Origin of the sequence: Amycolatopsis sp. DG1A-15b (assembly GCF_030285645.1) — a bacterium.
GTDB lineage: Bacteria > Actinomycetota > Actinomycetes > Mycobacteriales > Pseudonocardiaceae > Amycolatopsis.
This window is the reverse complement of record NZ_CP127296.1, coordinates 4,574,799-4,599,736: the sequence shown is the minus strand read 5'-3', so window position 1 is coordinate 4,599,736 and position 24,938 is coordinate 4,574,799. Positions and strand designations below refer to the sequence as shown.

The 24,938-nt window shown below is 71.9% G+C and carries 20 protein-coding genes and 1 pseudogene; 10 read left to right on the top strand and 11 right to left on the bottom strand.

The window, feature by feature from the left end:
* Positions 1 to 245 precede the first annotated feature (245 nt).
* Entirely contained in the window at positions 246 to 1,601 is a 1,356-nt protein-coding gene (locus QRY02_RS20890) for a HEAT repeat domain-containing protein (RefSeq protein WP_285993212.1), read from the top strand.
* Between the two features lie 299 nt (positions 1,602 to 1,900).
* On the opposite strand, the gene QRY02_RS20885 is transcribed toward QRY02_RS20890, so the two are convergent.
* Both QRY02_RS20885 and QRY02_RS20880 read right to left on the bottom strand, forming a co-directional pair.
* On the bottom strand, positions 1,901 to 2,707 hold the full coding sequence (locus QRY02_RS20885; RefSeq protein ID WP_285993211.1) for an NAD-dependent epimerase/dehydratase family protein: 807 nt from the start codon (positions 2,705 to 2,707) through the stop codon (positions 1,901 to 1,903).
* A gap of 23 nt (positions 2,708 to 2,730) precedes the next feature.
* The gene (locus QRY02_RS20880; RefSeq protein ID WP_103338629.1) at positions 2,731 to 3,540 is read right to left on the bottom strand and encodes an IclR family transcriptional regulator; all 810 of its coding nucleotides are present in this window, start codon (positions 3,538 to 3,540) and stop codon (positions 2,731 to 2,733) included.
* Between the two features lie 159 nt (positions 3,541 to 3,699).
* Here QRY02_RS20880 and QRY02_RS20875 point away from each other — a divergent pair, with 159 nt between their 5' ends.
* The 6 genes from QRY02_RS20875 (at position 3,700) to QRY02_RS20850 (ending at position 12,708) form a co-directional block, all read left to right on the top strand.
* Complete coding sequence (locus tag QRY02_RS20875; RefSeq protein ID WP_285993210.1) at positions 3,700 to 5,208, top strand: sodium:solute symporter family protein; 1,509 nt, start codon at positions 3,700 to 3,702, stop codon at positions 5,206 to 5,208.
* A 50-nt stretch (positions 5,209 to 5,258) separates the two neighbouring features.
* Positions 5,259 to 6,194, top strand: a complete 936-nt coding sequence (locus tag QRY02_RS20870) for a 5-dehydro-4-deoxyglucarate dehydratase (RefSeq protein ID WP_285993209.1) — start codon at positions 5,259 to 5,261, stop codon at positions 6,192 to 6,194.
* Entirely contained in the window at positions 6,194 to 7,450 is a 1,257-nt protein-coding gene (locus tag QRY02_RS20865) for a glucarate dehydratase family protein (RefSeq protein ID WP_285993208.1), read from the top strand. Before QRY02_RS20870 ends, QRY02_RS20865 begins: the two co-directional genes overlap by 1 nt.
* A 4-nt stretch (positions 7,451 to 7,454) precedes the next feature.
* On the top strand, positions 7,455 to 8,585 hold the full coding sequence (locus QRY02_RS20860) for a hypothetical protein (protein ID WP_285993207.1): 1,131 nt from the start codon (positions 7,455 to 7,457) through the stop codon (positions 8,583 to 8,585).
* 15 nt (positions 8,586 to 8,600) lie between these two features.
* Complete coding sequence (locus QRY02_RS20855) at positions 8,601 to 10,055, top strand: aldehyde dehydrogenase (NADP(+)) (RefSeq protein ID WP_285993206.1); 1,455 nt, start codon at positions 8,601 to 8,603, stop codon at positions 10,053 to 10,055.
* Positions 10,056 to 10,332: 277 nt separating this feature from the next.
* On the top strand, positions 10,333 to 12,708 hold the full coding sequence (locus tag QRY02_RS20850) for a polysaccharide lyase 8 family protein (RefSeq protein ID WP_285993205.1): 2,376 nt from the start codon (positions 10,333 to 10,335) through the stop codon (positions 12,706 to 12,708).
* Between the two features lie 48 nt (positions 12,709 to 12,756).
* Here the strand turns inward: QRY02_RS20850 and QRY02_RS20845 are convergent, their stop codons facing one another.
* Positions 12,757 to 13,386, bottom strand: coding sequence for a winged helix-turn-helix transcriptional regulator (locus tag QRY02_RS20845; RefSeq protein WP_285993204.1), 630 nt, complete (start codon positions 13,384 to 13,386; stop codon positions 12,757 to 12,759).
* 87 nt (positions 13,387 to 13,473) lie between these two features.
* Between QRY02_RS20845 and QRY02_RS20840 the strand changes: the two genes are divergently transcribed.
* Positions 13,474 to 13,842 carry a VOC family protein gene (locus QRY02_RS20840; RefSeq protein ID WP_285993203.1) on the top strand — a complete coding sequence of 123 codons (369 nt, stop codon included), beginning with the start codon at positions 13,474 to 13,476 and terminating at the stop codon, positions 13,840 to 13,842.
* Positions 13,843 to 13,899: 57 nt separating this feature from the next.
* Here the strand turns inward: QRY02_RS20840 and QRY02_RS20835 are convergent, their stop codons facing one another.
* The 6 genes and pseudogenes from QRY02_RS20835 to QRY02_RS20805 all read right to left on the bottom strand — a co-directional run bounded on the left by QRY02_RS20835 (position 13,900) and on the right by QRY02_RS20805 (position 21,274).
* On the bottom strand, positions 13,900 to 14,022 hold the full coding sequence (locus QRY02_RS20835; RefSeq protein ID WP_285993878.1) for a ribosomal protein bL36: 123 nt from the start codon (positions 14,020 to 14,022) through the stop codon (positions 13,900 to 13,902).
* Between the two features lie 76 nt (positions 14,023 to 14,098).
* Complete coding sequence (locus tag QRY02_RS20830; RefSeq protein WP_285993202.1) at positions 14,099 to 15,268, bottom strand: VWA domain-containing protein; 1,170 nt, start codon at positions 15,266 to 15,268, stop codon at positions 14,099 to 14,101.
* Positions 15,265 to 17,448, bottom strand: coding sequence for a DUF5682 family protein (locus tag QRY02_RS20825; RefSeq protein ID WP_285993201.1), 2,184 nt, complete (start codon positions 17,446 to 17,448; stop codon positions 15,265 to 15,267). The genes QRY02_RS20830 and QRY02_RS20825 overlap by 4 nt, the downstream gene beginning before the upstream one ends.
* Positions 17,445 to 18,533, bottom strand: coding sequence for an ATP-binding protein (locus tag QRY02_RS20820; RefSeq protein ID WP_285993200.1), 1,089 nt, complete (start codon positions 18,531 to 18,533; stop codon positions 17,445 to 17,447). The genes QRY02_RS20825 and QRY02_RS20820 overlap by 4 nt, the downstream gene beginning before the upstream one ends.
* Positions 18,530 to 19,914: pseudogene (locus QRY02_RS20815) on the bottom strand (DUF5691 domain-containing protein). The gene QRY02_RS20820 and the pseudogene QRY02_RS20815 overlap by 4 nt, the downstream one beginning before the upstream one ends.
* Positions 19,915 to 19,954: 40 nt before the next feature.
* The gene (locus QRY02_RS20805) at positions 19,955 to 21,274 is read right to left on the bottom strand and encodes an SWIM zinc finger family protein (RefSeq protein WP_285993197.1); all 1,320 of its coding nucleotides are present in this window, start codon (positions 21,272 to 21,274) and stop codon (positions 19,955 to 19,957) included.
* Between the two features lie 153 nt (positions 21,275 to 21,427).
* On the opposite strand from QRY02_RS20805, the gene QRY02_RS20800 reads away from it, so the two are divergent.
* Together QRY02_RS20800 and QRY02_RS20795 are read left to right on the top strand one after the other, a co-directional pair.
* The gene (locus QRY02_RS20800; RefSeq protein ID WP_285993196.1) at positions 21,428 to 21,937 is read left to right on the top strand and encodes a PadR family transcriptional regulator; all 510 of its coding nucleotides are present in this window, start codon (positions 21,428 to 21,430) and stop codon (positions 21,935 to 21,937) included.
* Positions 21,937 to 22,536, top strand: coding sequence for a GyrI-like domain-containing protein (locus QRY02_RS20795; protein WP_285993195.1), 600 nt, complete (start codon positions 21,937 to 21,939; stop codon positions 22,534 to 22,536). Before QRY02_RS20800 ends, QRY02_RS20795 begins: the two co-directional genes overlap by 1 nt.
* Here QRY02_RS20795 and QRY02_RS20790 read toward each other — a convergent pair.
* Both QRY02_RS20790 and QRY02_RS20785 read right to left on the bottom strand, forming a co-directional pair.
* On the bottom strand, positions 22,521 to 22,784 hold the full coding sequence (locus QRY02_RS20790) for a hypothetical protein (protein ID WP_285993194.1): 264 nt from the start codon (positions 22,782 to 22,784) through the stop codon (positions 22,521 to 22,523). The two genes, QRY02_RS20795 and QRY02_RS20790, sit on opposite strands and share 16 nt — an antisense overlap.
* Positions 22,784 to 24,850 carry an AMP-binding protein gene (locus tag QRY02_RS20785; RefSeq protein WP_285993193.1) on the bottom strand — a complete coding sequence of 689 codons (2,067 nt, stop codon included), beginning with the start codon at positions 24,848 to 24,850 and terminating at the stop codon, positions 22,784 to 22,786. Before QRY02_RS20785 ends, QRY02_RS20790 begins: the two co-directional genes overlap by 1 nt.
* Positions 24,851 to 24,938: the final 88 nt, after the last annotated feature.

The window sequence follows — 24,938 nt, the reverse complement described above, 5'->3', positions numbered from 1 at the left end:
CGCCGCGACGGCAGGTATCAGCTGTTCCTTTCCGAGCAACGGCGTTCGCGCATCGGCACCTGCGTGCGTCGTGGCCCCGAGGTCACCGGCCCGAGCAAGCGGTCGATACGTCACGCAGGTGAAACCCGCCGGTTGCGACAGCAGACCCTGCCAGCAGACAGAAGGCGTGTCAGCGAAATGCAGTGGACGCGGTGGTGGTGAGCAGGTCATCCGATCTGGCCTGCCGTCCCGGTTATTGTGTCAGTGTGGGTATCCCTGAGTTGATCGAACAGCTCGCAGCTCCGGATATGGCGGCTCGGAAATCTGCTGGAGCCGCGCTGGTGGCGGCGGGCGCGGGCGCCGTCGAACCGGTGCTTGCCGTCTTGCGTGACGAGGCTTCACCGGTGTACTGGGGTGACTCGGCGGGCGTCCTTCGCCGGATCGGCGATCCGGCGTTCGATCCGGTGCTCGACGTCATTCTCTCGCCGGGGACGGAGGAGGTGCGGCGGCGCGCACGCTGGGCGTTCGGTGGAATCGAGGTCTCTGACCTGAAGAGGTATGCGGATGTCTTGGCGCATCCGGATCCGTCGATCAGGGAAACGGCCGCGTTCGTCCTTCAGAACGCGGGTAGCACGGCGTTGCCGCTGGCGCCCGCGTTAGTCCCGCTGCTGACAGACGCCGACGAAGACGTACGCCAGCGGGGCGTGTGGGCATTCGCGGGGATCGGTCCCGGCGTGATTCCGTTACTACGCCGGGTGCGGCGGTCGACCGCGCCGCAGCGGCGGCAGGCGTTGACGGCCTTGGCCGAGGTGGGTGGCTGGGATGCGCTCGACGCGGCCGATCAGCGGCTCGTCGAGCGGCTGATCGCGGTCAAGCTTCGTGACGAGAAACCGGCGTCGATGCATCTCTGTGGCGGCTGGTACGCGCTGCCGACGAAGGACCAGGGGGCGGTGCTGGAGGCGTTCGGACTTTCCGACGCAATGCCGGTGACGATGCGCCTCGGCGAATCTGCGTGGAACTCCGACCACCACGGTGGAACCCTCAGGCACGAACACGGCAGGTGCGCCCGGACGTATGTGAGTCCGGTTCTCGATGGTTGGACGCTGGTGTTCGGCGATCCGCCCGGATTGGCGCATTCGGCTTCAGCGGAGACCGAGTCCGGGCGACGGCCGAGCATACGGCGCAGCTGCGCCGAGCTGAGTGGCGCTTTCGGTGCCGCTCACTGGTACGGGGCGAGCTGCGGCGACGGGTGGACCGCCTGGTGTCTTGCCGAACACGGCCAGATCATCCGCTGCTACGACGTTTTCGAGCCGGAGGACCAGCTCGGCAACGCGCACGCTGCCGAAGACGGCTACCTGTTGCCTCATGAGGACAGGGGCTTCCCGACGGGCTGGACCGACGGGATCGACATCTCCGACGCTGAGGCGTTCCGGGAGCGCTACGAGCAGGTCAAACGAGACTTCGCGATCCCCGATCCGTGTCACGCCACGGATATCGCCGGACGGCTCTCGGTCGATCCTTCGGAGCTTGACGAGCGGACTTCGGTTCTGGGACGCGGCGTCCTCGCCCTGACCGCTTGCGGCCGACGGTACGGGACCCCGCGTGGAGCCTTACGTATCTGACGCACCTCGGCTCAATGCGATTGCGCCAGTTCTGATATCAGACTCTGCGACAGGTAGCGAGAGCCAACATGCTGACCCGAATGAGGGCATATGGGCTGCGAGGTCCGACCGAGACCCGACCGCGCTCCGGTTCTCAGCAGCAGCCTGCACCGCGGAGAAGCGCACGCTCATCGGCAGAAGAGGACGTTCTGGTGGCTCGCCCGCGCTTCGACGTCGGAGGTGCTCCCGAAGCGCTTTGCGTGCAGCGTCGCCGGCGGCCCCGAGATGGCGGAGCCACCTCGGAGCCACCGAAAGCGACGTCAGAGCGGGTTGAACACGCCCAAGGGTGCGGTGCAGAACGGCCCGCCGACGTACTCGGCCGCCGGTCCTGTCGGCGCCGGGCGAGAAGCCAGCTGATCCGCGTACACCTCCGCGTCGTCCAGGGACTTGTAGCCCAGGGCCTCCGCCTCCGCCAGTGAGTAGATCCGGCGCGTGTTGTCCGAGACGCCCCAGATCAGCCGATATCCCGGCGAAGGCGCCGAAAGGCACGCCTCGAACAGCCGGGCGCCGTCGTCCGGGGACAGCCATGTCGTCAGGCCGCGGGGGCCCAGGGGCAGCGGTGTCTCGAAGCACGATCCGATCCGGATCACGATCACGTCCATGCCGAAGCGGGAGTGGTACAGGCTGCCCAGTGCCTCGATCGCCGCCTTGCTGACCCCGTAGAACGTGTCCGGCCGCGGTGAAGAGTCCGCCGGGAGGTCGGAATCGATGCGGCGGAAGCCCACCGCGTGGTTGCTCGACGCCAGGATCACCCGCTGGATCCCGGCGGCCCGCGCCGCCTCCAGGACCGTCTGCGTCCCGTTGATGTTGACGTCCAGGGTCGCTTCCCACGAGTTCTCGCGGCTGTGCCCGCCCAGGTGGATCAGCGCGTCGACGCCTTCGCACGCTTCCGCCATCGCCGCCGGGTCGGTCACCGAGGCCGTCACGATCTCCTCGGAGTCGTCGGACGCCGTCTGCGGGGCCAGGTCGAGCAGGCGCAGCACCCGGCCCGGGCGCCGCAGGCGGGGGCGCATCAGGGTGCCGACGACTCCCGCCGACCCGGTGATGAGCACGCGCTGGTCCGTCATGGGGTTCCTCTCACACAGAAGGGTTAACGGATGCCGGCCCGGCGCAGCTGCTGCCCGAGCTCGGCGGTGGTCTCGGCGAGCAGTTCGCCGACGCGGCGGGCGTCGTCGTCGGTCACCTGGGCGATGGGCATCGAGCAGCTGATCGCGTCGGTGCCCGGGATGCGGTAGGGGATCACCGCGGCGACGCACCGGACGCCCAGCGTGCCTTCCTCGACCTCGGCGGCGTACCCGCGCTCGCGGGTGGCGGCGAACTCGGCGTGCAGGCCTTCGAGCGTGGTGATGGTGTTCGGCGTCAGCGCGGTCAGCGTCGCCGGCATCAGCGCCTCGATCTCGTCGTGCGTCAGCTCGGCCAGCAGGGCCTTGCCCAGCGCGGTCGCGTGCGCGGGCAGCGTGCGCCCGACGCGGGAGACGAGGTGCGTCGACCGCTGCGACTCGCGCGTCTCCAGGTAGACGACCTCGGTGCCGTTGCGGCGCGCGAAGTGGGCGGTGAAGCCGGTCTTCTCCCGGATGCGCTCCAGTGCTTCGGTGGCGAACGGGACGACGGCGTCGCGGTCCAGGTACGCCGTGCCGCAGATCAGCGCGCGGACGCCGAGGCGGTAGCGAGCGGTGTTCGCGTCCGCCTCCAGCCAGCCGGCCTCCAGCAGCGTCCGCAGCAGGCCGTGCAGCGACGAGCGCGGGAAACCCGTGCGCGCGTGCAGGTCCGACAGGGACAGCCAGACGTCGTTCGCCGCGAAGGTCTCGATGAGGTCGACGGCCCGCCGTGCGGACTTGACGCCCGAACTCTCGGCGGGGGCGCCGTCGGCCGCTGCCGGGTTGTCCACCTTCTGCGGCATTTGTGCGCCTCCGTCCGGCCGTTGACTTGTGACCCCGACCATATTAGCGTCCCGAACAACGTTCTTATGGATGAACATAATCACTATAACAGACTCCGTTCATGGATGTGAACATCTCGTTCGAGACCGCATCATCGTGGACGCGGAAGGGAGCCTGCGGTGCACGCACTCGACTGGGCGATGGTCTGCGCGTATTTCGCGCTGATGATCGTGATCGGCTGGTGGTCGCACAAGAGAGTCAGCGACGTCAAGGACTTCTTCACGGCCGGCGGCAAGATGCCGTGGTGGCTGGCGGGGATCTCCCACCACATGTCCGGCTACAGCGCCGTGCTCTTCGTCGCGTACGCGGGCGTCGCGTACACCACCGGCGTCACCGTGTACTTCTGGGGCTTCGCCAGCATCGGCATCGGCGTGGGCATCGGCAGCTGGCTGTTCGCCGCCCGCTGGAACCGGTTGCGCTCGAAGCTCGGCGTCGCCTCACCGCTGGAGTACCTGGCCAAGCGGTACAACGTGCCGACGCAGCAGGCGCTGGCCTGGAGCGGCAGCCTGCTGAAGATCTTCGACATCGCGGCCAAGTGGTTCGCCGTCGCGACGCTGCTGCACGTCTTCGCCGGGCTGGACTACAACCTCGGCATCCTCATCACCGGCGCGGTCACCCTGGTCTACTGCACCATCGGCGGCCTGTGGGCCGACGCGCTCACCGACTTCGGCCAGTTCGTCATCCAGGCCATCGCCGCGATCGTGATGATCGTCGTGGTGCTGGGCAAGCTGGGCGGGATCTCGGCGCTCTGGACGATGTGGGACAAGCTGCCCGAAGGCCACGTCGACCCGGTGACGTCCAAGTACACCACCATCTTCCTGCTCGTCTACGTGCTGGTGAAGACGCTGGAGTACAACGGAGGCATGTGGAACCTGGCGCAGCGGTACATGGCCGCGCCGAGCACCCAGGAGGCCAAACGGGGCGCGCGGCTTTCGTCGGCGTTGTACCTGTTGTGGCCGCTGGTGCTGATGTTCCCGATGTTCGCGGCGCCCCTGCTCATCCCCGGTGTCAAGGACCCGACGCAGTCCTACGCGATCATGACCACGACGTTCCTGCCGCCGGGCCTGGTCGGCCTGGTGCTGGCCGGGATCTTCTCGCACACCATGGCGATGGTTTCCTCCGACGCCAACGCGATCTCCGCGGTGATCACCCGCGACATGATCCCGGCGATGTTCCGCCGCACCCGGCAGTGGACCGACGTCCAGGGGCTCAAGGCCGCGCGGATCACCACGGTGATCTTCGTCGCGCTGACCATGCTGGTGGCCACCCAGGCGCAGAACCTCGGCGGCGTGCTGCAGATCGTCGTCAACTGGGTCGCCGCGCTGATGGGCCCGATCTCGATCCCGCTGCTGCTGGGCATGCTGCCGTGGTTCCGCAAGTGCGGCCCGCGCGCGGCGCTGATCTCCTGGGCGGGCGGCCTGATCGACTACGCGCTGGTGTACTACGTGTTCAAGGCGAACCAGACCGTGCTGGTCGCGACCCCGATCCTCGTTTCGCTGGCGCTCTACATCGGCCTCGGGCTGCTCGCTCCCGAGCGCAGCGCGGCCGCCGATGAGATCGTCGACACCGTGAACCTCGCCGACGACGACGTCGACCGCAAGAAGGAAGGCACGACCGTGCCCGCCTGACGCAGGCCGCACCCGGCCGAACCGAAAAAGGACGAGAGAGCAGAAAACTGATGGCACAGAACGAGATCGAGCTGGACGGCCTGCTGGCGTTCCCCCTCACCCCGTTCACCGAGGACCTCGAGGTCAACCTCGACGCGCTCGCGGAGAACGTGGAGAGCCACATCGCGGCGGGCGCCGGTGCGCTGTTCGTCGCGTGCGGCACCGGCGAGTTCAGCTCGCTCTCGCCCGCCGAGCACGCCTCGGTGCTCACCCGGGCCCGGGAGGTGGCCGCCGGCCGCGTCCCGGTCTGGGTGGGCGCCGGGGGCGGCGCGGCGTCGGCGCGGGCCGGCATCGCGGCGGCGCAGGCGGGTGGCGCGGACGGCGTCCTGCTGCTGCCGCCGTACCTGGTCACCGGGCCGTCGTCGGGCCTGGTCGACTTCGTCCGGTACGCGGTGGGGGACTCGTCCGTGCCGGTCATCGTGTACCACCGCGGCACCGGCGTGTTCACCGCGCCGGCCGCCGCCGCACTGCTGGACATCCCGTCGGTCGTGGGCCTCAAGGACGGCTACGGCGACGTCGAGGTGATGACCCGGATCGTCACCACGATCCGGTCGCTGGACACCGAGCGGGCGCGGAACTTCCTGTTCTTCAACGGGTTGCCGACCGCGGAGGTCTCGGCCAAGGCCTACGCCGCGATCGGCGTCGCCCGGTACTCCTCGGCGGTGCACTGCTTCGCGCCGGAGATCGCCCACCGCTTCCACCGCGCGCTCGGCGAAGGCGACACGCGGGTGATGGACGCCCTGCTCACCGGGTTCTACCTGCCGCTGGTGGCGTTGCGGGACGAGACGCCCGGCTTCGCCGTCTCGCTCGTGAAGGCCGCCGCCCGGTTGCGCGGCGACAAGGTCGGCCCGGTCCGGCCGCCGCTGGTCGAACCGACGCCGGAGCAGGTCCGCCGGCTCGAGAAGGTCGTGGAGGACGGCTTCGTGACGCTGAAGGGGCTCGGCTGATGCAGATCCTCGACGTCGTGCTCACCCCGGTCGCCTTCGCGGACCCGCCGCTGCTCAACGTCATGGGCGTGCACGAGCCGTTCGCGCTGCGCAGCGTCGTCCAGGTCAAGTGCGAGGACGGGATCGTCGGGCTCGGCGAGTCCTACGGCGACGACGCCTTCCTCGGCGAGGTGCGCAAGGTGCTGCCGCGGCTGCGCGGCCACGACGTGTTCGACCTGCCCGGCCTGCAGCGGCTGGTCGCCGAAGCGCTGTCGGACACGGTGCTGACCGACGCGCACGGCCTGATCGGCGGGTTCTCCATCCGCAAGACGGTCGCGAGCGTGTACTCGCTGTTCGAGGTCGCCTGCCTGGACGCGCAGGGGCACTTCCTGGGCCGTCCGGTGACCGACCTGCTCGGCGGCCGGGCCCGCGACGCCGTCGAGTTCTCCGCCTACCTGTTCTACAAGTACGGCAAGCACATCGACGGCCGCGAAGACTCCTGGGGCGAGATCACCACGCCCGAGACGCTGGTCGGGTCGGCGAAGCGGATGTTCGACGAGTACGGCTTCCGCTCGATCAAGCTCAAGGGCGGGGTCTACGAGCCGGCCCAGGAGGTCGACGGCGTCCGCGCGCTGGCCGAAGCGTTCCCCGGGCACCCGCTGCGGATCGACCCGAACGGCGCCTGGACGGTCGAAACGAGCATCCGCGTCGCCGAGGAGCTCGACGGTGTCCTCGAGTACCTCGAAGACCCGACGCCGGGCATCGAGGGCATGGCGCGGGTGGCCGAGCGGGCGTCGATGCCGCTGGCCACCAACATGTGCGTGGTCAACTTCGGCGACGTCGAGCCGGGCTTCCGGGCGCGGGCGATCGGCGTGCTGCTGTCGGACCACCACTTCTGGGGCGGCTTGCGCGCCACGCAGGCGTTGTCGGTGACGTGCGAGAGCTTCGGCGTCGGCCTGTCGATGCACTCCAACAGCCACCTCGGGATCAGCCTGGCCGCGATGGTGCAGGTCGCCGCGGCGACGCCGCACCTGACCTACGCCTGCGACACGCACTGGCCGTGGAAGGTCGAGGACGTCATCGAGCCGGGTGTGCTGGAGTTCACCGACGGCGCCGTCGCGGTGCCCACGACCCCGGGGCTCGGGATCACCCTCGACGAGGACGCGCTGGCGAAGCTGCACGAGAACTACGTCCGATGTGGACTGACCAAGCGGGACGACGGGACCTACATGCGGAAGTACGTGCCCGGGTTCGAAGCGAACACGGCGAGGTGGTGAACCGGTGAAGGTGACGGGATACGCCTACCCCTGGGACGTCCTGGAATCCGATTTCGTTTCGCGGGTCCAGGCGCTCGGCGTCGACGAGGTGGCCGTGGCGCTGTCGTACCACAGCGCCCGCGCGGCGACGCCGTGGTCGGCGTCGACCACGGCCGTGGTCGCGCGGCACGCGGCTTTCTACCGCCCGGTGCGCCCGGACGCGTGGGGCACGCTGCGTCCGTCCACTCCGGACTGGGTCCCCGGCGAGGACGCCGGGGGTGACGCCGTCCGGCTGCTCAACGAGGCCGGGATCCCGGCCGCCGCCTGGATCGTGCTGACCCACAACTCCCAGCTCGGCTACGAGCACCCGGACGTCGTGGTCCGCAACTGCTTCGGCGAGGCCTATCCGTGGGCGCTGTGCCCTGCGCAGCCTGCGGTGCGCGAGTACGCGGCGAAGGTGACCGCGGAGGCCGTCGCGGGCCTGGAGCTGTCGTCGGTGATCCTCGAGGCCTGCGGCCCGCTCGGCGCGGTGCACCAGCACCAGCACGAGAAGACCGACGGCGTGTGGGCGCCCGCGGTGGCCCGGCTGCTGTCGATCTGCTGCTGCGACGCCTGCGCCGCTGCGTGGGACGTCGATGCGGACACCGTCCGGGCCCAGCTCGTCGAGGAGGTCCGGCGGCTGATCGCGACCGGCGACCTGCTTCTGACGGCCGACAACCTGCCGCCGGAGCTGACCCAGATGCTGCTGCGAGTCAGGCAGCAGGCGACCGACGAGCTGCGAGCCGCCGTTTTGGCCACGCTGCCGCCGGGCACCCGGATCGTGCTGCACGGCGCGCTCGACCCGTGGGTCACCGGCGCGCTGCCCGGGCTGACGCCGTCCGCGCCGGACGACGTCGACGCGGTCGTATTGTTCGGGTGGGCCCCCGCGACGGGTGCCGAGGCCGTCGCGGCGGCCCGGGAGGCCCTGCCCGAACGGGTCGCGATCGCCAGCTACATCACGGCGGTCGCCGCCGCGCCGGTGCCGGACATCGCCGCGTACGTCGGCGAGCTCGCCAAGGCGGGAGCCGCCGAGCTGCACCTGTACCACCTCGGACTGGCCGGTCCGGGTCGCTGGGGCGACCTGGGCACGGCCACCGCCGCCGCCCATGAGAACTGAGGAGCTGCTGTACCGATGAGCCAGGCCACTGACGCCGCCACGCTCGAGAAGATCCTGGCGGGAGCCGCCGAAGCCGCCCGTCCCGCCGCCGAGGCGACCCCGGCCGAACGGGCCGGCTGGTTGACCGCCGTCGCCGACGCCCTCGACGCCGCCGCCGGCGAACTGGTCCCGCTGGCGCACGCCGAGACGCACCTGCCGGAGACCCCGCGGCTGGCCGGCGAGCTGAAGCGCACGACGTTCCAGCTGCGCCTGTTCGCCGAGGTGCTCACCGACGGCGAGTACCTCGGCGCCACCGTCGACCACGCCGATCCGGACTGGCCGATGGGCCCGCGTCCGGACATCCGCCGCGTCAAGACCGCGATCGGGCCGGTGCTGGTGTTCGCGGCCAGCAACTTCCCGTTCGCGTTCAGCGTCGCCGGTGGTGACACCGCCTCCGCGCTGGCCGCGGGCTGCCCGGTGGTCCTTAAGGCCCACCCCGGGCACCCGGAGCTGTCCGCGCAGACCGGCTCGATCGTGCGGGAGGCGCTGATCAAGGCGGGTGCGCCGGCGGCCCTGTTCAACGTGATCTTCGGCCAGGAGGAAGGCGTCACCGCGCTCAAGGACCCGCGGATCGCGGCGGCGTCGTTCACCGGCTCGATCCCCGGCGGGCGGGCGCTGTTCGACATCGCGAACGCGCGGCCGCGGCCGATCCCGTTCTACGGCGAGCTGGGCAGCGTCAACCCGGTGGTGGTCACCGAGGCCGCGATCGCCGCGCGCGGGGAAGCCGTGGCGAAGGGCTACGCCGGGTCGTTCACCCTCGGCGCGGGCCAGTTCTGCACCAAGCCGGGCCTGCTGTTCCTGCCGGAGGACCACGGCCTGACCGACGCGTTGCGCGCGGCCCTGGACGGCGCCGCGGCGCAGCCGATGCTCAACGACCGCATCGCTTCCGGATACGCGTCGAAGCTTTCGGCGCTGCGGGAGGTGCCGGGCGTCGAGGTCGTGTCTTCGTCGGCTTCTTCCTCGCCCGCGTTCACCCCGACGCTGCTGGCCACCACCGGCAAGCAGTTCCTCGAGGGCGGCGCCACGGTGCACGAAGAGTGCTTCGGGCCGGCGTCGCTGATCGTCACGTACGCCGACCAGGCCGAACTGCTGAGCCTGCTCGACGTCATCGAACCGGGCCTCACCGCCACGATCCACGGCGAGGAGTCCGACGCGGACTGGATCCGGCCGGTGCTGCCGGCCCTGGCCCGCATCGCCGGGCGGCTGTTGTGGAACGACTGGCCCACGGGGGTGACGGTCAGCTGGGCCCAGCAGCACGGCGGCCCGTACCCGGCCACCACCGCCCCGACGACGACGTCCGTCGGCACCGCGGCGATCGAGCGGTTCCTGCGCCCGGTCGCCTGGCAGGGCTTCCCGGACGCCCTGCTGCCCGAACCCCTGCAGGAGGCCAACCCCTGGCAGCTGCCCCGCCGCACCGACGGCTCCCGCTGACCCGCTGTATTCCCCTGACCCGCGGGGGCGCCCCCCGGTTCCATTCTATCGTCCGGCACCGACAGTTCCCGTTGATCCGGCGCCACCGACCCGCGGGGGCGCCCCCCGTTTCCAGCCTATCGCTCGGCACCGACAGTTTCCGGCGCCGAGAGCCGTGAAGGCGCCTTCAGGGACACCCGCTGCCCCTGAAGGTGCCTTCAGGCAACAAAATCCGCCGCCGCACAACTGAATCCCTTTCCCGCAAGCCAAGGATGTCTTGATCCTGGGAGGCATTGTCATGCCCGTGAACCGGAGAAATGCCCTGCGCGGCGGTGCCCTGGCGGCCGCTTCCACCGTGCTCCTCACCCGTCCGGCCTTCGCCGCGAACGCCGCGGCCACTTCCGCGGCGCATGCGGCCAGTCCGGTGCCCGCCGCGACCGCGCCGATCGTCGCCGCGTACCGGCAGCTGCAGACCGGCATCAACCGGCCGTCGCCCGAACGCACCGCGGCGCTGGCCAACCTCGGCCGGGTCGCCAAAGCCTACAACGCGAGCCTGTCCGTCGCCGGCGGTGGTGCTCCACTGTGGACGGACCTGCCGCTCGGCCCGGGCAGTGACTACACCACCTCGATGTACGCGCGGCTGCGCGCGATCGCCGTCGACTGGGGCACCCCGGGCGGCGCGCTGTCCGGCGACCCGGTGGTGCTCGACCGCATCAAGGCCGCGCTCGAGCTGATCCACGCCAGCCAGTACAACGAGAACGTCGGCGAAATCGGCAACTGGTACACCTACGAAATCGGCATCCCGTACTACCTGCTGCACACGCTGTCGGTGGTCGCCGACCAGCTCACCGCGGAGCAGCTGGCCCGTTACCTGGCGCCGGTCAAGCGGTTCGTCGGCAACCCGAACCTGCGCGCCAACAACCCGGCGGTGGTCGAGACCGGCGCCAACCGCGCGGACAAGGCACTCATCTCGATCGTCTCAGGCGCGATGCTCGGCGACACGGCGTGGATCAGAACCGGCATCGACGCGCTCACCGACGTCGCGGGCGGGGGTGCGGCGAGCGTCGTCGCGAAGCTGGACCGCGCGGCGGGCGACGGCTTCCACGTCGACGGTTCGTTCATCCAGCACGACACCATCCCGTACCCCGGGCACTACGGCATCGTGCTGCTGACCGCGCTCGCCGGCGCCATCCACGTTACGCAGGGCACCGCGTACGCGCTCCCGCAGCCGCTCAAGGACAAGATCTACGCGCTCGTCGCCGACAGCTTCGCGCCCTTCGTCTACGCGGGCGCGCTGATGGAGCCGGTGCGCGGGCGGATGCTGTCGCGCCAGGGGGAGACCGGCCACGACATCGGCCACCAGCTCACCGTCGCGACGCTGGTGCTGGCCCGGACGGCGGCGGGCAGGACGAAGACCGACCTCAACGCCCTGGCCGCGAAGTGGATCAAGGAAGGGGAGTACGCGCCGTTCCTGAAGATCCCGGACCCGGAGCGGTTCGCGCCCGGCCCGGACCTGGTGGCGACGCCGGGCATCGAGTTCGCGCAGGACATGCTGGCGTCGGGCGCGCGCCCGGCGCGGGTGGTGGCGACGCACCGGATCTTCGGCCAGCAGGACCGGATGGTCCACGTCACCGACGGCTGGTCGGCGTCCCTGGGCGTCAGCTCGACGCGGATCTCGCGCTACGAAGCCATCAACGGCCAGAACCTCAAGGGCTACCACGTCGGCGACGGCGTGCTCTACACGTTCCTCCCGAACGCCAAGGGGCACTACACCGACGCCTACTGGCCGACGGTGGACCCGCTGCTGCTGCCGGGCACGACCGAGCACGACGGCCCGGCCGACCCGAAGTTCGGCGGCGTGCCGGTCGGCCCGAACCCGCACACCGGCGGCGTCCGCTGGGACGCGCGGCACGGCGCGTACGGGTTCGACTTCGAGAACTGGGACGGCTCGCTGGTCGCGAAGAAGTCGTGGTTCTTCACCCCGGACGGGATCCTCTGCCTCGGCGCCGGGATCACCAGCACGTCGCCCCACACGGTGCGCACGACGATCGAGAACCGCAACCTCGGCGAGGGTGGCCGCGGGACGCTCCTGGCCGACGGCCGGCGCGTGGCCACCGACCTCGGCAAGGCGACGGCGCTGCGGCGGCCACGCTGGGCGCACCTGGAGAACGTCGGCGGGTACGTGCTGCTCGACGACGCTTCGGTGACGGCGTTGCGCGAGGACCGGACGGGCGCGTGGCGCGACATCGACACGGGCGCCAACACCAAGGGCACCACGACACCGAACACACGCCGGTACCAGAAGCTGATCCTGGAACACGGCGTGCAGCCGACGGACGCGAAGTACGCGTACGCGGTGCTCCCGGGTGCTTCGGTGATCGACACGCTCACGGCGTCCTGGGCGTGGCGGGTGCTCGCGAACACCCCGGTGGTGCAGGCGATCCGGACCGCCGACGGCACGGTGCTGGCGAACTTCTTCGCGGCGGGCTCGGTCGGTGAGCTCAGCGTGTCGGGTCCGGCGTCGGTCGCGATCGGGCGCTGCGGGATCCGGACCCAGCTCGCGGTGTCGGATCCGACGCAGCTGCAGGACAGCGTCACGGTGACGGTGCGCGGCCGGTCCGTGGTGGTGCCGCTGAAGGGCACGTTCGGCGGGACGAAGCTGGTCGCGTTGTAAGCAGGCCTCCTCGCCGGGCCGGTGCCCCGACCCGGTCCGGCGGGGTTCTCAGCCTTCGTGTTCGCGCAGCAGCCTGCGGACCGCGTTCCGGTCGCCTTCGATCGTCAGCCTGCGGTCGGCGATGGCCTCCTCGAGGTGGGAAGGCTGTTCGAGCAGGGCGTTCAGGGTCGAGGGATCGGTCCGGACCGTCGCGTCCGGGGCGCCGGGCTCGCCCGGCTCGATCGTCAGGCGGCCCGGCTCGGTGCGGACCGTCCACACGCGGGCGTCCAGCTCGACGCGGTAGCACGCGGTGCCGCGCGGGCGGGCGGACCCGCGGAGGAACAGCAGCACGGAGGTGACGCCGAGGGACGCGGCCCGGGGGAGGGGGACTCGCGCGCCCCACGCGCCCAGCGCCAGCACGACCGGCTCCAGTTCGCGGCCCCAGTCGGTGAGCTCGTAGACGGTGGAGGCGGCCGGGGGTGGCAGCTGCCGGCGCGTCACGACGCCGTGGCCTTCGAGCTCGCGGAGCCGGTCGGTGACCAGGTTCGAGCTGGCGCCGGGCAGCGCGCGGCGGACGTCGGAGAACCGCTGCGGCCCGAGCAGCAGCTCACGCACCACGAGCAGGGCCCAGCGTTCCCCGACGACGTCCAGGGCACGCGCGATCGTGCAGGCGTCCCGGTAGCTGCGGCTCGTCGGCATGGACTCAATGTACAACTCAGTGGTTGTTTTTAACAACTGAGTGCGCGTACGGTCGGCCGGGTCCGGATGTCGACGGAAGGAACGGTCATGGGTCGGTCAGTCGTGCACTTCGAGATCATCGGCACCGACCCGGCGCGGCTGCGCGGGTACTACGGCGAGCTGTTCGGCTGGGAGTTCGACACGTCCGGGCCGGTGTCGGACCAGGTGTCGGAACCGGGTGGCTACGGGTTCGTGGAGACGGACACCATCCCGGGCGGCGTCGGCGGCGGCGCGGCTCACGAGCGGCACGTCGTGTTCTACGTGGGCGTCCCGGACGTCGCGGCGGCGCTGGCCGAGGCCGAACGTCTCGGCGGCACCCGCCGGATGGGCCCGGACCGCGCCCCGGGACGGGACCTGGTGGTCGCCCACTTCGCCGACCCGGAGGGCAATCTCGTCGGCCTCGCGGGCCCGGCCTGACGAAACGCGACCGGGCCCGGAACCATGCGGTTCCGGGCCCGGCGGCCGTCGTCCCGGTCAGCCCTGGCGGGCCTTCGAGCGCGGGTTGTCCTTGTTGATCACCAAGATTTTCGCCCCCCGGCGGATGACCTGGGCGCCCGGCCGGCGGGCGAGCGAACGGATCGAGCTGCGGACCTTCATGGCGAGCCGTCCTTCCTGCGGGAGCTGCTGTCCCACGTTCGCTTCAACCGCCGGGCTGTCAGTTTCATTCCGCAACTCAGCTGCTCTCCCGGGCCGCCCAGCTCTGCAGGTCGTCGCCGCGAATGGCTGCGGCCATCAGCTCCGGGAACTGGTCGGGCGTGCACGCGAAGGCCGGGATGCCCAGCTCGGCCAGGGCCGCCGCGTTCTCGTGGTCGTACGACGGTGCGCCCGAATCCGACAGCGCCAGCAGCGTCACCACCTGGACCCCCGCGGCGGCCAGCTCGGCGATCCGGCGCAGCAGTTCGTCCTCATCGCCGCCCTCGTAGAGGTCGCTGATCAGCACCAGCAGCGTCCGCTCCGGGCGCTCGACCAGGCCCTGGCAGTACGCGATCGCCCGGTTGATGTCCGTGCCGCCGCCCAGCTGGGTGCCGAACAGGACGTCGACCGGGTCGGTGAGGTGCTCGGTGAGGTCCGCGACCTCGGTGTCGAACGCCACGAACGACGTCTTCAACGCCCGCATCGAGGCCAGGACCGCGCCGAACAGCCCGGAGTACACCACCGACTCCGCCATCGAGCCCGACTGGTCGACGGCCAGGATCACGTCCCGCTGCACCGCCTGCTGCCGACGGCCGAAGCCGATCAGCTTCTCCGGGACGATCGTGCGCAGTTCGGGGGAGTAGTGCTTCAGGTTCGCGTGGATCGTGCGTGCCCAGTCGACGTCGCCGGGGCGGGGCCGGTGCGTCCGCGACGCCTTGTCCAGCGCGCCCCGGATCGCCGCGCGGGTGCGTTCGGCGAGCCGTTCCTCCAGCTCGGTGACGACCTTGCGGACCACCTCGCGGGCGGTCTCCTTGGTTTCCTCCGGCAGCACGCCGTTCAGCGACAGCAGCGTGCCGACGAGGTGGACGTCCGGCTCGACCGCCGACAGCAGTTCCTTCTCCAGCAGCATCCGGGTGAGCCCCAGCCGGTCGACCGCGTCGCGCTGCATCACCTGCACGACGGTGCTCGGGAAGTAGCGCCGGATGTCGCCGAGCCAGCGCGCGACCCGCGGCGCCGAGGCACCCAGGTTCGCGCTGCGCGGCCCGCCCGTGGTCTCCTCGTCGGGCTTGTCGTAGAGCGCGGCCAGCACCGCGTCCACCCCACTGTCCTCATCGGACAGCTGAGCGTCCGCCAGTCCCGACCCGGGCCCGGCGCCGTCCCCGCCCAGCACCAGCCGCCAGCGCCGCACCCGGTCGGTGTCTGCCGTCATGCCCCCACCCCCAGCAGCGTCGCGAGGACGGGTAGCACGCGCTCGGCCCGGTCCTCGTCCAGTTCGTCGGCCACCGCCACGGTGCGCGCGGCGCCGGTGAGCCCGGCCGCCCGTTGCCCGATCGCCCGCTTTTCCGGCCCGCTGAACGCCCCGAAAGTGCGGCGCAGCAACGGGAGCACCTCGGTGAAGACGTCGGCCGGGATCCCCGCCAGCCACGCGTCGATCACCCGCAGCAGGCCTTCGTCGTGCACCAGCAGCAGTGCTCCGCCGTCGAAGAAGCCTTCGACGTAGGCCGCGCCCGCCGACGGCGTGACGCCCGGCGTGAGGGCCCGGCCCAGCCGAAGTTCGATGTCGAGCGCGTCGAGCAGCCCGGCGTCGTGCAGGATCCGGGTGAGCCGTCCGGCCAGCAGCGGGGGCAGCGACGGCCGTTCCGCCAGCCGGGCCAGCGCCGTCAGCCAGCGTTCCTTCGCCTCGTCTCCCAGCAGCGAGGTCGCGTCGTGCACTCCGTCGACGAGCTTGGCCAGCCGGGCCGCGGCGTCGTCGTCGATGCCGTGGGCGGCCGGGGGCAGGCCGGCGCAGATCCGGTCGAGCATCCGGTCGGCGACCGCCCGGAGCGCGCCGGTGTCCGTGCCGCGGACGTTGCCGTACCGGGTCGCCCTGGCCAGCGCGGGCAGGGCCGACATCAGCCGGGCGACGTCCGCGTCCGCCGCCGCCCGCGCGTCGAGCGCCGCGAGCGCTTCGGGCAGCGCTTCCGGCAGGTCGGCGAGCAGGCAGTTCTCGACGGCCGTGGTGACCTCGTCCAGCGGTGGCGTGCCTTCGACGGTGCCCCGGACCGCGGCGGTGGCCGCCGACGGCACGGTGGTGCCGTACACGGCCGCCGCGACCAGGTCCACCTCGAACGACGGTTCCCAGGCCAGCGCCCAGGTTTCGCGGAAGGTGCCCTTGTTCCGCCGCGCCGACGCCTCCCGGCTGCCCCACTCGATGCCGAGGATCCGCAGCCGGTGCAGCAGCTTCGAGCGGTCGAGCCCGCCCGGCGTCCGCAGGTCGAGGTCGAGCTCCTTGACGACCGGGTCCTTCTTGAGCCGCAGGCGTTTCGCGGTCGCGGTGAGGTCCGCGGCCAGCGGTGGCTGCGGGACGCGGTCGGGCACCTCGCCGAGCCGTTCGCCGACCACCAGCCGCCGCGTGACGAGCTCGACCTGCACCTCGTCCCCGCCGCACAGCACGGACCGGGTGGCTTCGGTGACCTCGGCGAGCCCGGCCGACGACCGCCCCCGCAGCGTGGCCAGGGTCTCGGCCAGGCGGACCGCCTCGATGACGTGCGCGGTCGAGACGGGCAGGTCCTCCTCCCGCAGCACTCCGGCGACACCGGTCAGCCAGCGCGTGGTGACGTCTTCGGGGGTGGTGAACAGGTGGTGGTACCAGCCCGGCGAGCGCACGCCGGCGCCGTAGCCGCTCGCCGTGGCGAGGCGCCCGTGCGTCCACGGCACCCAGGTGCACGCGACCTTCCGCTTCGGGAGTCCTTTGAGGACGGCCTGGTCGTGCGACGCCGGTGGCAGCGGATCCGCCAGCGCGGGCACGTGCCAGGCGCCGCAGACGACGGCGATGTTCTCGAAGCCGTCCTTGCGGGTGCGGCGCAGCACCGAGCGCATGTAGGCCTCGCGGCGGGCTTCGCCGCCCTGCGGGGGTTCTTCGTCCTCCCGCACCGCGCTCATCGCCTCGGCGATCACTTCGAACGGGCTTTCGGTGTCCCGCCGCGATTCGACGACGTCGTCCCACCAGCGTTCCGGGTCGTCGTACCCGCCGGCCGAGGCCAGCAGGGCCAGGGGGTCGACCGGCGGGCCCGCGTGCTCGTCCGGCCCCGCGGCGAACGTGTGCGCGGCCGGGAGGTCGCAGAACCGCACCGGGATGCCGGCTTCGCGGGCGTAGGTGAGCGCCTGCCATTCGGGGCTGAAGACGGCGAACGGCCAGAACGCGGCGCGTGAGACGTCGTCGGTCGCGTAGGCCAGGAGCGCGACCGGGGGTGCCATGGCCGGGTCTTCGGTGAGCTCGACCAGGGCGTCGGCTTCGGGTGGCCCCTCGATGAGGACGACGTCGGGTTCGAGCTCGGCGAGCCGCGCCGCCACGGCCCTGGCGGATCCCGGGCCGTGGTGGCGGATGCCGAGCAGGTGGGTCGCCGTCACGAAAGCTCCTGGCCCGCCCGGTAGAAGTCGGCCCAGCCGTCGCGTTCGCGGACCACGGTCTCCAGGTATTCGATCCAGATCGCGCGGTCGGCCACCGGGTCCTTGACCACCGCGCCGTGGATGCCCGCCGCGATGTCGTGCGGGCGCAGGACGCCGTCGCCGAAGTGGGTGGCCAGGGCGAGCCCGCCGGTGAGCACGCTGATCGCCTCCGCGGTCGACAGCGTGCCGGACGGCGACTTCACCGCCGTGCGGCCGTCTTCGGTGCGGCCCGAGCGCAGCTCGCGGAACACCGTGACCACGCGGCGGATCTCGGCCAGCTCGGCCGCTTCCACCGGCAGCTGCAGCGACGTGCCGAGCTCGGCGACCCGCCGGCTGACGATCTCGACCTCCGCCTCGGCGCTGTCCGGCAGCGGCAGCACGACCGTGTTGAACCGCCGCCGCAGCGCGCTGGACAGTTCGTTGACGCCCTTGTCGCGGTTGTTCGCCGTCGCGATCAGGTTGAAGCCCGGCCGGGCCTGGACCTCGGTGCCCAGTTCCGGGATCGGCAGCGTCTTCTCGGAGAGGATCGTGATCAGCGAGTCCTGGACGTCGGCGGGGATGCGCGTCAGCTCCTCCAGCCGGGCGAGCTTGCCGTCCCGCATCGCGTGCACCAGCGGGCTTTCGACCAGCGCGGCGGCGCTCGGGCCCTCGGCGATCAGCCGGGCGTAGTTCCAGCCGTAGCGGATCGACTCCTCGGACGTGCCCGCGGTGCCCTGCACCAGCAGCGTCGAATCGCCGCTGATGGCCGCGCAGAGGTGTTCCGACACCCACGTCTTCGCCGTGCCGGGCACGCCGAGCAGCAGCAGCGCGCGGTCGGTGGCGAGCGTGGCGACGGCGACCTCGATCAGCCGCCGCGGGCCGACGTACTTCGGCGTGATCACCGTGCCGTCGGCCAGGGTGCCGCCGAGCAGGTACTCGACGACGGCCCAGGGCGAGAGGTTCCAGTTCGGCGGCTTCGTCCGGTCGTCGGCGGCGGCCAGCGCGGCCAGCTCGGCGGCGTGGTCCTGTTCGGCGTGCGGCCGGAGGACGGTGGCGGGGGCGGTCATGCGAGCTCCTCGTACATTTCGCGGCGGAAGTTCAGCGTTTCGGTGAGCGCCCGGCGCCACGGCCCGGCGTCCATGGTCAGGCGGGTGGTGGCCAGCGGGTGGCGCAGGCACTGCGGCGGCACCGCGCGCGCGATCACGACGGCGGCGTGCGAGACGAGGCGGTGGTCGTCCTGGCGGGCGATCCAGTCGAGCAGCGCGGTGCCGAGCTCCTTCGTCCACGGGCGGGGCAGTTCGTGCACCAGCCGCGCGAACGACTCGACGGGCAGCCGGCTCACCAGGTGCCCGACGGTGGCGGCCTGGCCGGCCGGGCTCAGCACCCCGAGCAGCGGCGGCGTGGTGCGCCCGCCCGGGTCGGCGCCGATGAGGGCCTGCGCCCAGGTTTCGTCACGCTGGCGCAGGGCGGCGGCGGCCCAGGAGTCCCGCAGCACGGCCGCGGGGCAGCCTTCGACGGCCATCCGCACGACCTCGGCCGGCGGGCCGAACTCGGCCCAGAAGGAGAGCGGCGCGGCTGCGACGAGGGTGCGCAGCCGGACGGTGCCGTCGCCGCGTTCGCCGTGGGGCAGGGCGACGGTGAGTACCCGGTTCCGGCGGTGGACCAGCGGTCGCAGCCGTTCGGCCATGCTCTGGCCGTAGCGCGTGCCCGGCAGCCGGCCGAGCAGATCGGCGGCCTGTTCGCGGACGGCGGCGGCCCGATCGGTGAGCGCGGCCTCGAGGAAGGCTTCGTCGCCGCCTCGGACGTGCCCGGCGAGGACGCCGAGGAAGTCGGCCCGGACGTCGGCGGGCTCGGCCTTCCACGACGTGGCCAGCGCTTCGCGGGCGGCGTCGGGATCCTGGACGAGTTTGGCGGCGAGCCACCGGCGGCGCTGGGCGAGGCTGCCGTACTGCCAGACGTTCCCGGATTCCTCGGCAGGTGCGGCCAGGAAGGCCCAGTCGGGGTTGCGCTGCCCGAGCCAGGCGCCGACGGGCCCGGCGACGGCGGCCAGCGGCCCGCGCAGGGCCGCCTTGGTGCGCGCGGCCTCGGCGAGCAGCGGCAGGGTTTCCGGGGGACGCGGTAGCCGGTGCCGGCGACGATGCCGAGCCACTCGAGCAGGAGGTCGGGGTGGCTGGCGGCGAGCAGCCGGCCGAGCCGCTCCCGGGCGAGTGGCGGCACGAAGGGCCGTTCGTCGCCGGCGGCCACGGGAAGTGGCCGGACGTCGTGCAGCGGCTGCCGCCCGGCCCGCCGGTAGGTGCTGAGCACGGCCGCGGCGGCGAGCAGCTGTTCGGCGGGATCGGCGCGGCCGGCGATGAGCTCTTGGACGGCGGCCGGCTGGGCGGCGGGGTCCAAGGTGCGCCGCCGGGTGCCGAGCAGGGCGGTGCCGACGAGGTCTTCCCAGGCTTTCATCGGGACACCTCGGATTCCTGGTGGTAGTGGGGGAAAACGTTCACAGCCGCACCGCCCGGTTCTCGTGCCAGCACGTCAGCGGCCGCAACCCCGCCGGGCTCCACTCGCCGGCCACCGTCAAGGGGCGGCCCGCCGAAAGGGCCAGCAGTGACCACGGGAACGCGTACGGCACCAGCGGCATCGCCGTTCCGTCCTGTTCGGACAGACACCAGCCGCCCGCGTGCTCGGCCGGGGTGACGCCCGACAACAGCACCGGCCAGCGCTCCAGCCACGGGTCCGCCGCCATCGCCCGCGTGTGCGCCGCCAGGGCGTCCGCGATCGAACCCCCTTCGGCGGCCGGGGCCGCGAGGGGGATTCCGCGCTCCGCCACCAGGGCCCGCAGTGGCGCCGCGCCCGGGTAGAACGCCAGTTCCGCCGTCAGCCGGTGGCCCGGTGGCAACGTCGCGTCCAGGGGACGGCCCGGCGGGGCGAACGACAGCACCAGCGCGTCCCGGCCCGTGCGCAGGCCGCGCAACCACGTCCGGCGGGTGAGCAGCCGGTCGTTCTCCTCGTCCGCCGCGCCCGTGATCAGCCAGTCGTCCGCGACGCGCTCGCCGGCCTCCAGCACCCGGGCCGTCTCCACCGAAAACCCCAGCCGCGTGCGGACGGTCTCCGCCAGCGCGGGTGGCAGCGACTCCAGGCGCGTTGCCGCGTCGGCGAGCAGGTACAGCTGGGACAGCTCGGCCAGCAGCGCCTCCGGCCAGTCGCGGCGGCCGACGATCCCCGCCGCCCGGCGCAAGCCGCCGGCGAGACCCGACGCCTGTGCGTCGACCATTCGCGCCGCGACCGTGCGCAGCTCTTCGCCGCCGTTGCGTTCGAAGCCCGCGAACCCGGCCCCGATCCGGTCGGTCAGCCAGACTTTCAGCTCCGCGACGCCGCTTTCGACGCGCGCCACCCGCTCGGCAGCGCGCCGGGCGGCCGCCTCCTCGTCCTTCGGGCCGGCCGTCTCGGCGCGGTTCTCCGCCCGGCGGGCGCGGTCGGCGCGTTCGGACAGCCACGCGTGCACCCAGTCCGGCGCCGGACCCGCGTCGACGCGCCCGGCCGCCCAGAGCAGCAGCAGCCCCAGCGCGTGCTTGCACGGGAACTTCCGGCTGGGACAGGAACACCGGAACGCGGGCTCGGCCAGCTCGACGCACGTCTGGTACGGCTTCTTGCCACTGCCCTGGCAGAAGCCCCACACGGCGTCTTCGGACGCACCCGCGCCCGTCCACTTCGCCGGCGTGGCGAGCGCCCGGCCCGCCTTCTCCGAAGCGGGATCCGGCGCCAGCCCGGCCACGCGTTCCGCGGTCCACGGCACCGCCGTCACCACCTGTCCCCCCACTGTGCTCCCTCGCTTTCCGGTACGAGGTGAAGCATGCCAGCACCCACCGACATTTTTCGGGGGGCTCGGGTGGCGGAGCCCCCGACCTGGGGCGAAGCCCCAGATGTCACCGCAATTTCTGGAAGCCAAGTATTCTAGTGCTAGAGTACTGGCGTGCTGACCGACGCGGAACTGACCGTGCTCGGCCTGGTGGTCGAGCGGCCGAGGCACGGCTACGAGCTGGACGAGGTCGTCTCGGAGCGGGGCATGCGCGACTGGACGGCGCTCGGCTTCAGCTCGATCTACTACGTCCTGGGCAAACTCCGCGACCGCGGCCTGGTCGCCGAGGTCGCGGGGGAACGCGCGCACCCCAAGGCCAAGAAGACGTTCACGGCCACCGAAGCGGGCCGCAAGGCGTGCGCGGCGGCCGCCGAAGCCGCCGTCGCGGAGCTGCGCCCGGTGCACCCGCCGGTGCTCGTCGGCCTGGCGAACAGCCCGGCCGTCCCGCCCGAACGCCTCGCGGCCGCGCTGGCCCGGCGCGCGGAAGCGGTCGGGGAGCGGCTGGCCGAGGTCCGCCGCGCCGCCGCGGCCCAGCGAACCGCCCCGCCGTTCGTCCGCGCGATCTTCGACTACTCCATCGCCCAACTCGAGGCGGAAGCCCGGTGGCTGGAAGGAATGACCTGATGCCGTACGACGTCAAAAAGGACCTGAAGCAGCTCTACGCGCCCAAGAACACCGAATGGGCCTTGGTGGACGTCCCCGGACAGCGGTTCCTCGCGATCGACGGCCGCGGCAACCCGAACACGGCGGAGAGCTACCGGAAAGCCGTCGAAGCGCTCTACGCCTTCGCGTACACGATCAAGATGACGGCGAAGCAGCGTGGTGAGGACTTCGTCGTGGGCCCACTGGAGGGCCTGTGGTGGGCCGAGGACTACGCGGCTTTCACCGTGCGCGCCAAGGATTCCTGGCAGTGGACCATGCTCATCGCACAGCCGTGGTGGATCGGGGAGGCCGCCGTCGAGGAGGCCAGGGAAACGGTGCGGCGCAAGAAGAAGCTTGAGGCACCGGTCCGGTTGGAGGAGCTGCACGAGGGCCGCTGCGCACAGGCGCTCCACGTCGGGTCGTACGACGACGAAGGTCCGCTGCTGGCCCGCCTGCACGACGAATACCTTGCGGAGCAAGGACTCAAGCCAGCCGGGCTGCACCACGAGGTGTACCTCGGCGACCCGAGACGCGTCGAGCCCGCGAAGCTGCGGACGGTGCTGCGTCAGCCGGTCGGCTGATCCAGCTCGGCGAGGCCGCGCTCCCACCGCGCCCGGCGTTGCGCGGACGTCTGCTCCCACCACGGCTCACCGCGCTCGCCCAACGCCACCTTCGCGGCCTGGACCCGCGGGCGGTCCTGCACCCGCCGGGCCGCCATCAGGTGCTTCTGCAGGCGATCGCGGACGTCGTCGGGGATCTCGGGATCCGTCGCGCGCCAGCGGCGGCCGTTCACGACGATGTATCGGCCGTCCGGCGTGTGCTCGGGCATCAGTATTCGCTGGTCGCCGGCCAGGTGTCGTCGTGGAGGAGGCGCTTGAGGATCTTGCCCGTCGCGTTGCGGGGCAGGTCCGGGACGAAGTACACGTCCCGTGGCACCGCGAACCGGGCCAGGCGGTGGTGGATGTACTGCCGGATGTCCTCCGCGTGCAGCGACGCGCCCCGGCGCGGGACGACGTACGCCGCCAGGCGCTGGCCCCACTCCGCGTCCGCCACGCCGACCACCGCCGCGTCGTGCACGCCCGGGAGCGCCACCAGCGCCTCTTCCACCGGGCGCGGGAACACGTTCTCGCCGCCCGAGACGATCATTTCGTCGGCTCGGCCGGTGACGAACAGGCGGCCCGCCGCGTCGAGGTAGCCGACGTCGCCGCTGGCCATCATGTCCGCCGCGCGGGCCGGGTCGGTTCCGCTCGTGTAGCCCTCGAACAGCATGTCGTTGCCGACGAAGATCTGGCCCTCGCCGCCCGGCGGCACCGGCTTGCGGTCCTCGTCCAGGATCGCCAGCCGGGTGCCCAGCGGGCAGCGACCGGCCGTCGTCGGCGCCGCGCGCAGGTCGGCCGGGTCGGCGATGCTCGCCCAGGAGACCTCGGTCGAGCCGTAGAAGTTGTAGAGGACGTCGCCGAAGGTGTCCATGAACTGCGTGACGAACGGCCCGGACATCGCCGAGCCGCTGCTGGCCACGATCCGCAGCGACGACAGGTCGTAGCGCGTGCGGACCCGCTCGGGCAGGTCCATGATCCGCTGCAGCATGATCGGCACGGCGAACAGCGCGTCGCACTTCTGTTCGGCGATCGTCCGCAGCGTCTCTTCGGCGTCGAACTTGCGGATCAGCGCGAGCGACGCCCGCAGCGCCATCCCGATCTGCATCGCGGCGAGGCCCCACGTGTGGAACAGCGGCGCGGCCACCAGCAGCCGGTCACCGGCGCGCAGCGGGATCCGGTCGAGGATCGCCGCGGCGGTGCCGAGGCCCTTCGGCGTGGGGCGCCGCGCGCCCTTCGGCGTCCCGGTGGTGCCGGAGGTGAGCACGATCAGCCGGCCCGGCCGTTCGACCGGCTTCGGGCGGTCGGCGGGTGCGGCGTGGATCAGCTCGTCGACGGTCGGGTAGCCGGTGTCGGCGTCCGGCCAGGTGCTGATCCGGGCGAAGTCGCCCGGCACGTTCGCGATGGTCTGCGCGAACTCGTCGTCGGCCAGCACGGCGGACGGCTGGTGCTCGGCGAGCACGTCCTTGACCGAGGCGGCCGACAGGCCGGTGTTCAGCAGGATCACGTCGGCGCCGAGCTTGCTGGCCGCGACGAACGACTCGATCATCGCGGCGTGGTTGCGGCACATCAGCGCGATCCGGTCGCGTTCGACGACGCCGAGTTCGCTCAGCGCGTTGGCGAGCCGGTCGCTGCGCTCCTGGACCTGGCGAAAGGTGCGGACGCTGCGCTCGTCGTGCAGGGCGAGCTCGTCCGGGACACGGGCGGCGGCGGCCTGGTAGCCGCCCGCGACCGTGGCGCCCCACTGCGCGAGGGAGTTCAGCTGGCGCGCGAGCTTGTCCGGCCGCCCGGCGCTGAGCACGCCGGCGCGCAGCAGGATGCTCGTGGTGCGCAGCTTGGTGGCCTTGTTGGTCTCGCTGTCGGTGTCGGGGTCGTGTTCCCCGGCCAGGTGCAGGTCGAGGCGCCGGGCGAGGGCGCGGACGTCCTTCTTGATCGACGACACCAGTTCCAGGTGCGACGGCGGCAGCATCATCCGCACGAACAGCTCGGTCTGGCCGCCGGCCAGCGGTCTCAGCTCCAGGGAGACCCAGGTGCCCTCGTCGGGGACGCCGCACCACACGACGTGCTCGCCCGGCCGGTAGACGACGGCCTGCATCTGCGTCTCGAGCATCGGTCCCCGCGCCGGGACGATCCGGACCACGCCCTTCGGGCCGCGCCCGCGCCCGGCCGGCTCCTGGATCTCGCACCAGCTGATCTCCGGCACGAACCGCGAGTACCACTCCGGCGATCCGACGATCTGCCACACCACGTCGGGCGGGTGTCCGACCACGGCACTCGCCTCGACCACATCGTCACGCATTGTCTGCCCTCACCGAAGTGTCGCCGAACGCACGTTCAGGTCACGGAGGCGTCACAATAGCAGCAAACGGGTGATCAGGGATACTCCG

Excerpts from the sequence above, each read along its gene's own strand:
- QRY02_RS20885 (WP_285993211.1), bottom strand. The coding sequence starts at position 2,707 with ATGACGGACCAGCGCGTGCTCATCACCGGGTCGGCGGGAGTCGTCGGC.
- QRY02_RS20880 (WP_103338629.1), bottom strand. The coding sequence starts at position 3,540 with ATGCCGCAGAAGGTGGACAACCCGGCAGCGGCCGACGGCGCCCCCGCC.
- QRY02_RS20870 (WP_285993209.1), top strand. The coding sequence starts at position 5,259 with ATGGCACAGAACGAGATCGAGCTGGACGGCCTGCTGGCGTTCCCCCTC.
- QRY02_RS20865 (WP_285993208.1), top strand. The coding sequence starts at position 6,194 with ATGCAGATCCTCGACGTCGTGCTCACCCCGGTCGCCTTCGCGGACCCG.
- QRY02_RS20855 (WP_285993206.1), top strand. The coding sequence starts at position 8,601 with ATGAGCCAGGCCACTGACGCCGCCACGCTCGAGAAGATCCTGGCGGGA.
- QRY02_RS20850 (WP_285993205.1), top strand. The coding sequence starts at position 10,333 with ATGCCCGTGAACCGGAGAAATGCCCTGCGCGGCGGTGCCCTGGCGGCC.
- QRY02_RS20845 (WP_285993204.1), bottom strand. The coding sequence starts at position 13,386 with ATGCCGACGAGCCGCAGCTACCGGGACGCCTGCACGATCGCGCGTGCC.
- QRY02_RS20840 (WP_285993203.1), top strand. The coding sequence starts at position 13,474 with ATGGGTCGGTCAGTCGTGCACTTCGAGATCATCGGCACCGACCCGGCG.
- QRY02_RS20835 (WP_285993878.1), bottom strand. The coding sequence starts at position 14,022 with ATGAAGGTCCGCAGCTCGATCCGTTCGCTCGCCCGCCGGCCGGGCGCC.
- QRY02_RS20830 (WP_285993202.1), bottom strand. The coding sequence starts at position 15,268 with ATGACGGCAGACACCGACCGGGTGCGGCGCTGGCGGCTGGTGCTGGGC.
- QRY02_RS20820 (WP_285993200.1), bottom strand. The coding sequence starts at position 18,533 with ATGACCGCCCCCGCCACCGTCCTCCGGCCGCACGCCGAACAGGACCAC.
- QRY02_RS20795 (WP_285993195.1), top strand. The coding sequence starts at position 21,937 with ATGCCGTACGACGTCAAAAAGGACCTGAAGCAGCTCTACGCGCCCAAG.
- QRY02_RS20790 (WP_285993194.1), bottom strand. The coding sequence starts at position 22,784 with ATGCCCGAGCACACGCCGGACGGCCGATACATCGTCGTGAACGGCCGC.
- QRY02_RS20785 (WP_285993193.1), bottom strand. The coding sequence starts at position 24,850 with ATGCGTGACGATGTGGTCGAGGCGAGTGCCGTGGTCGGACACCCGCCC.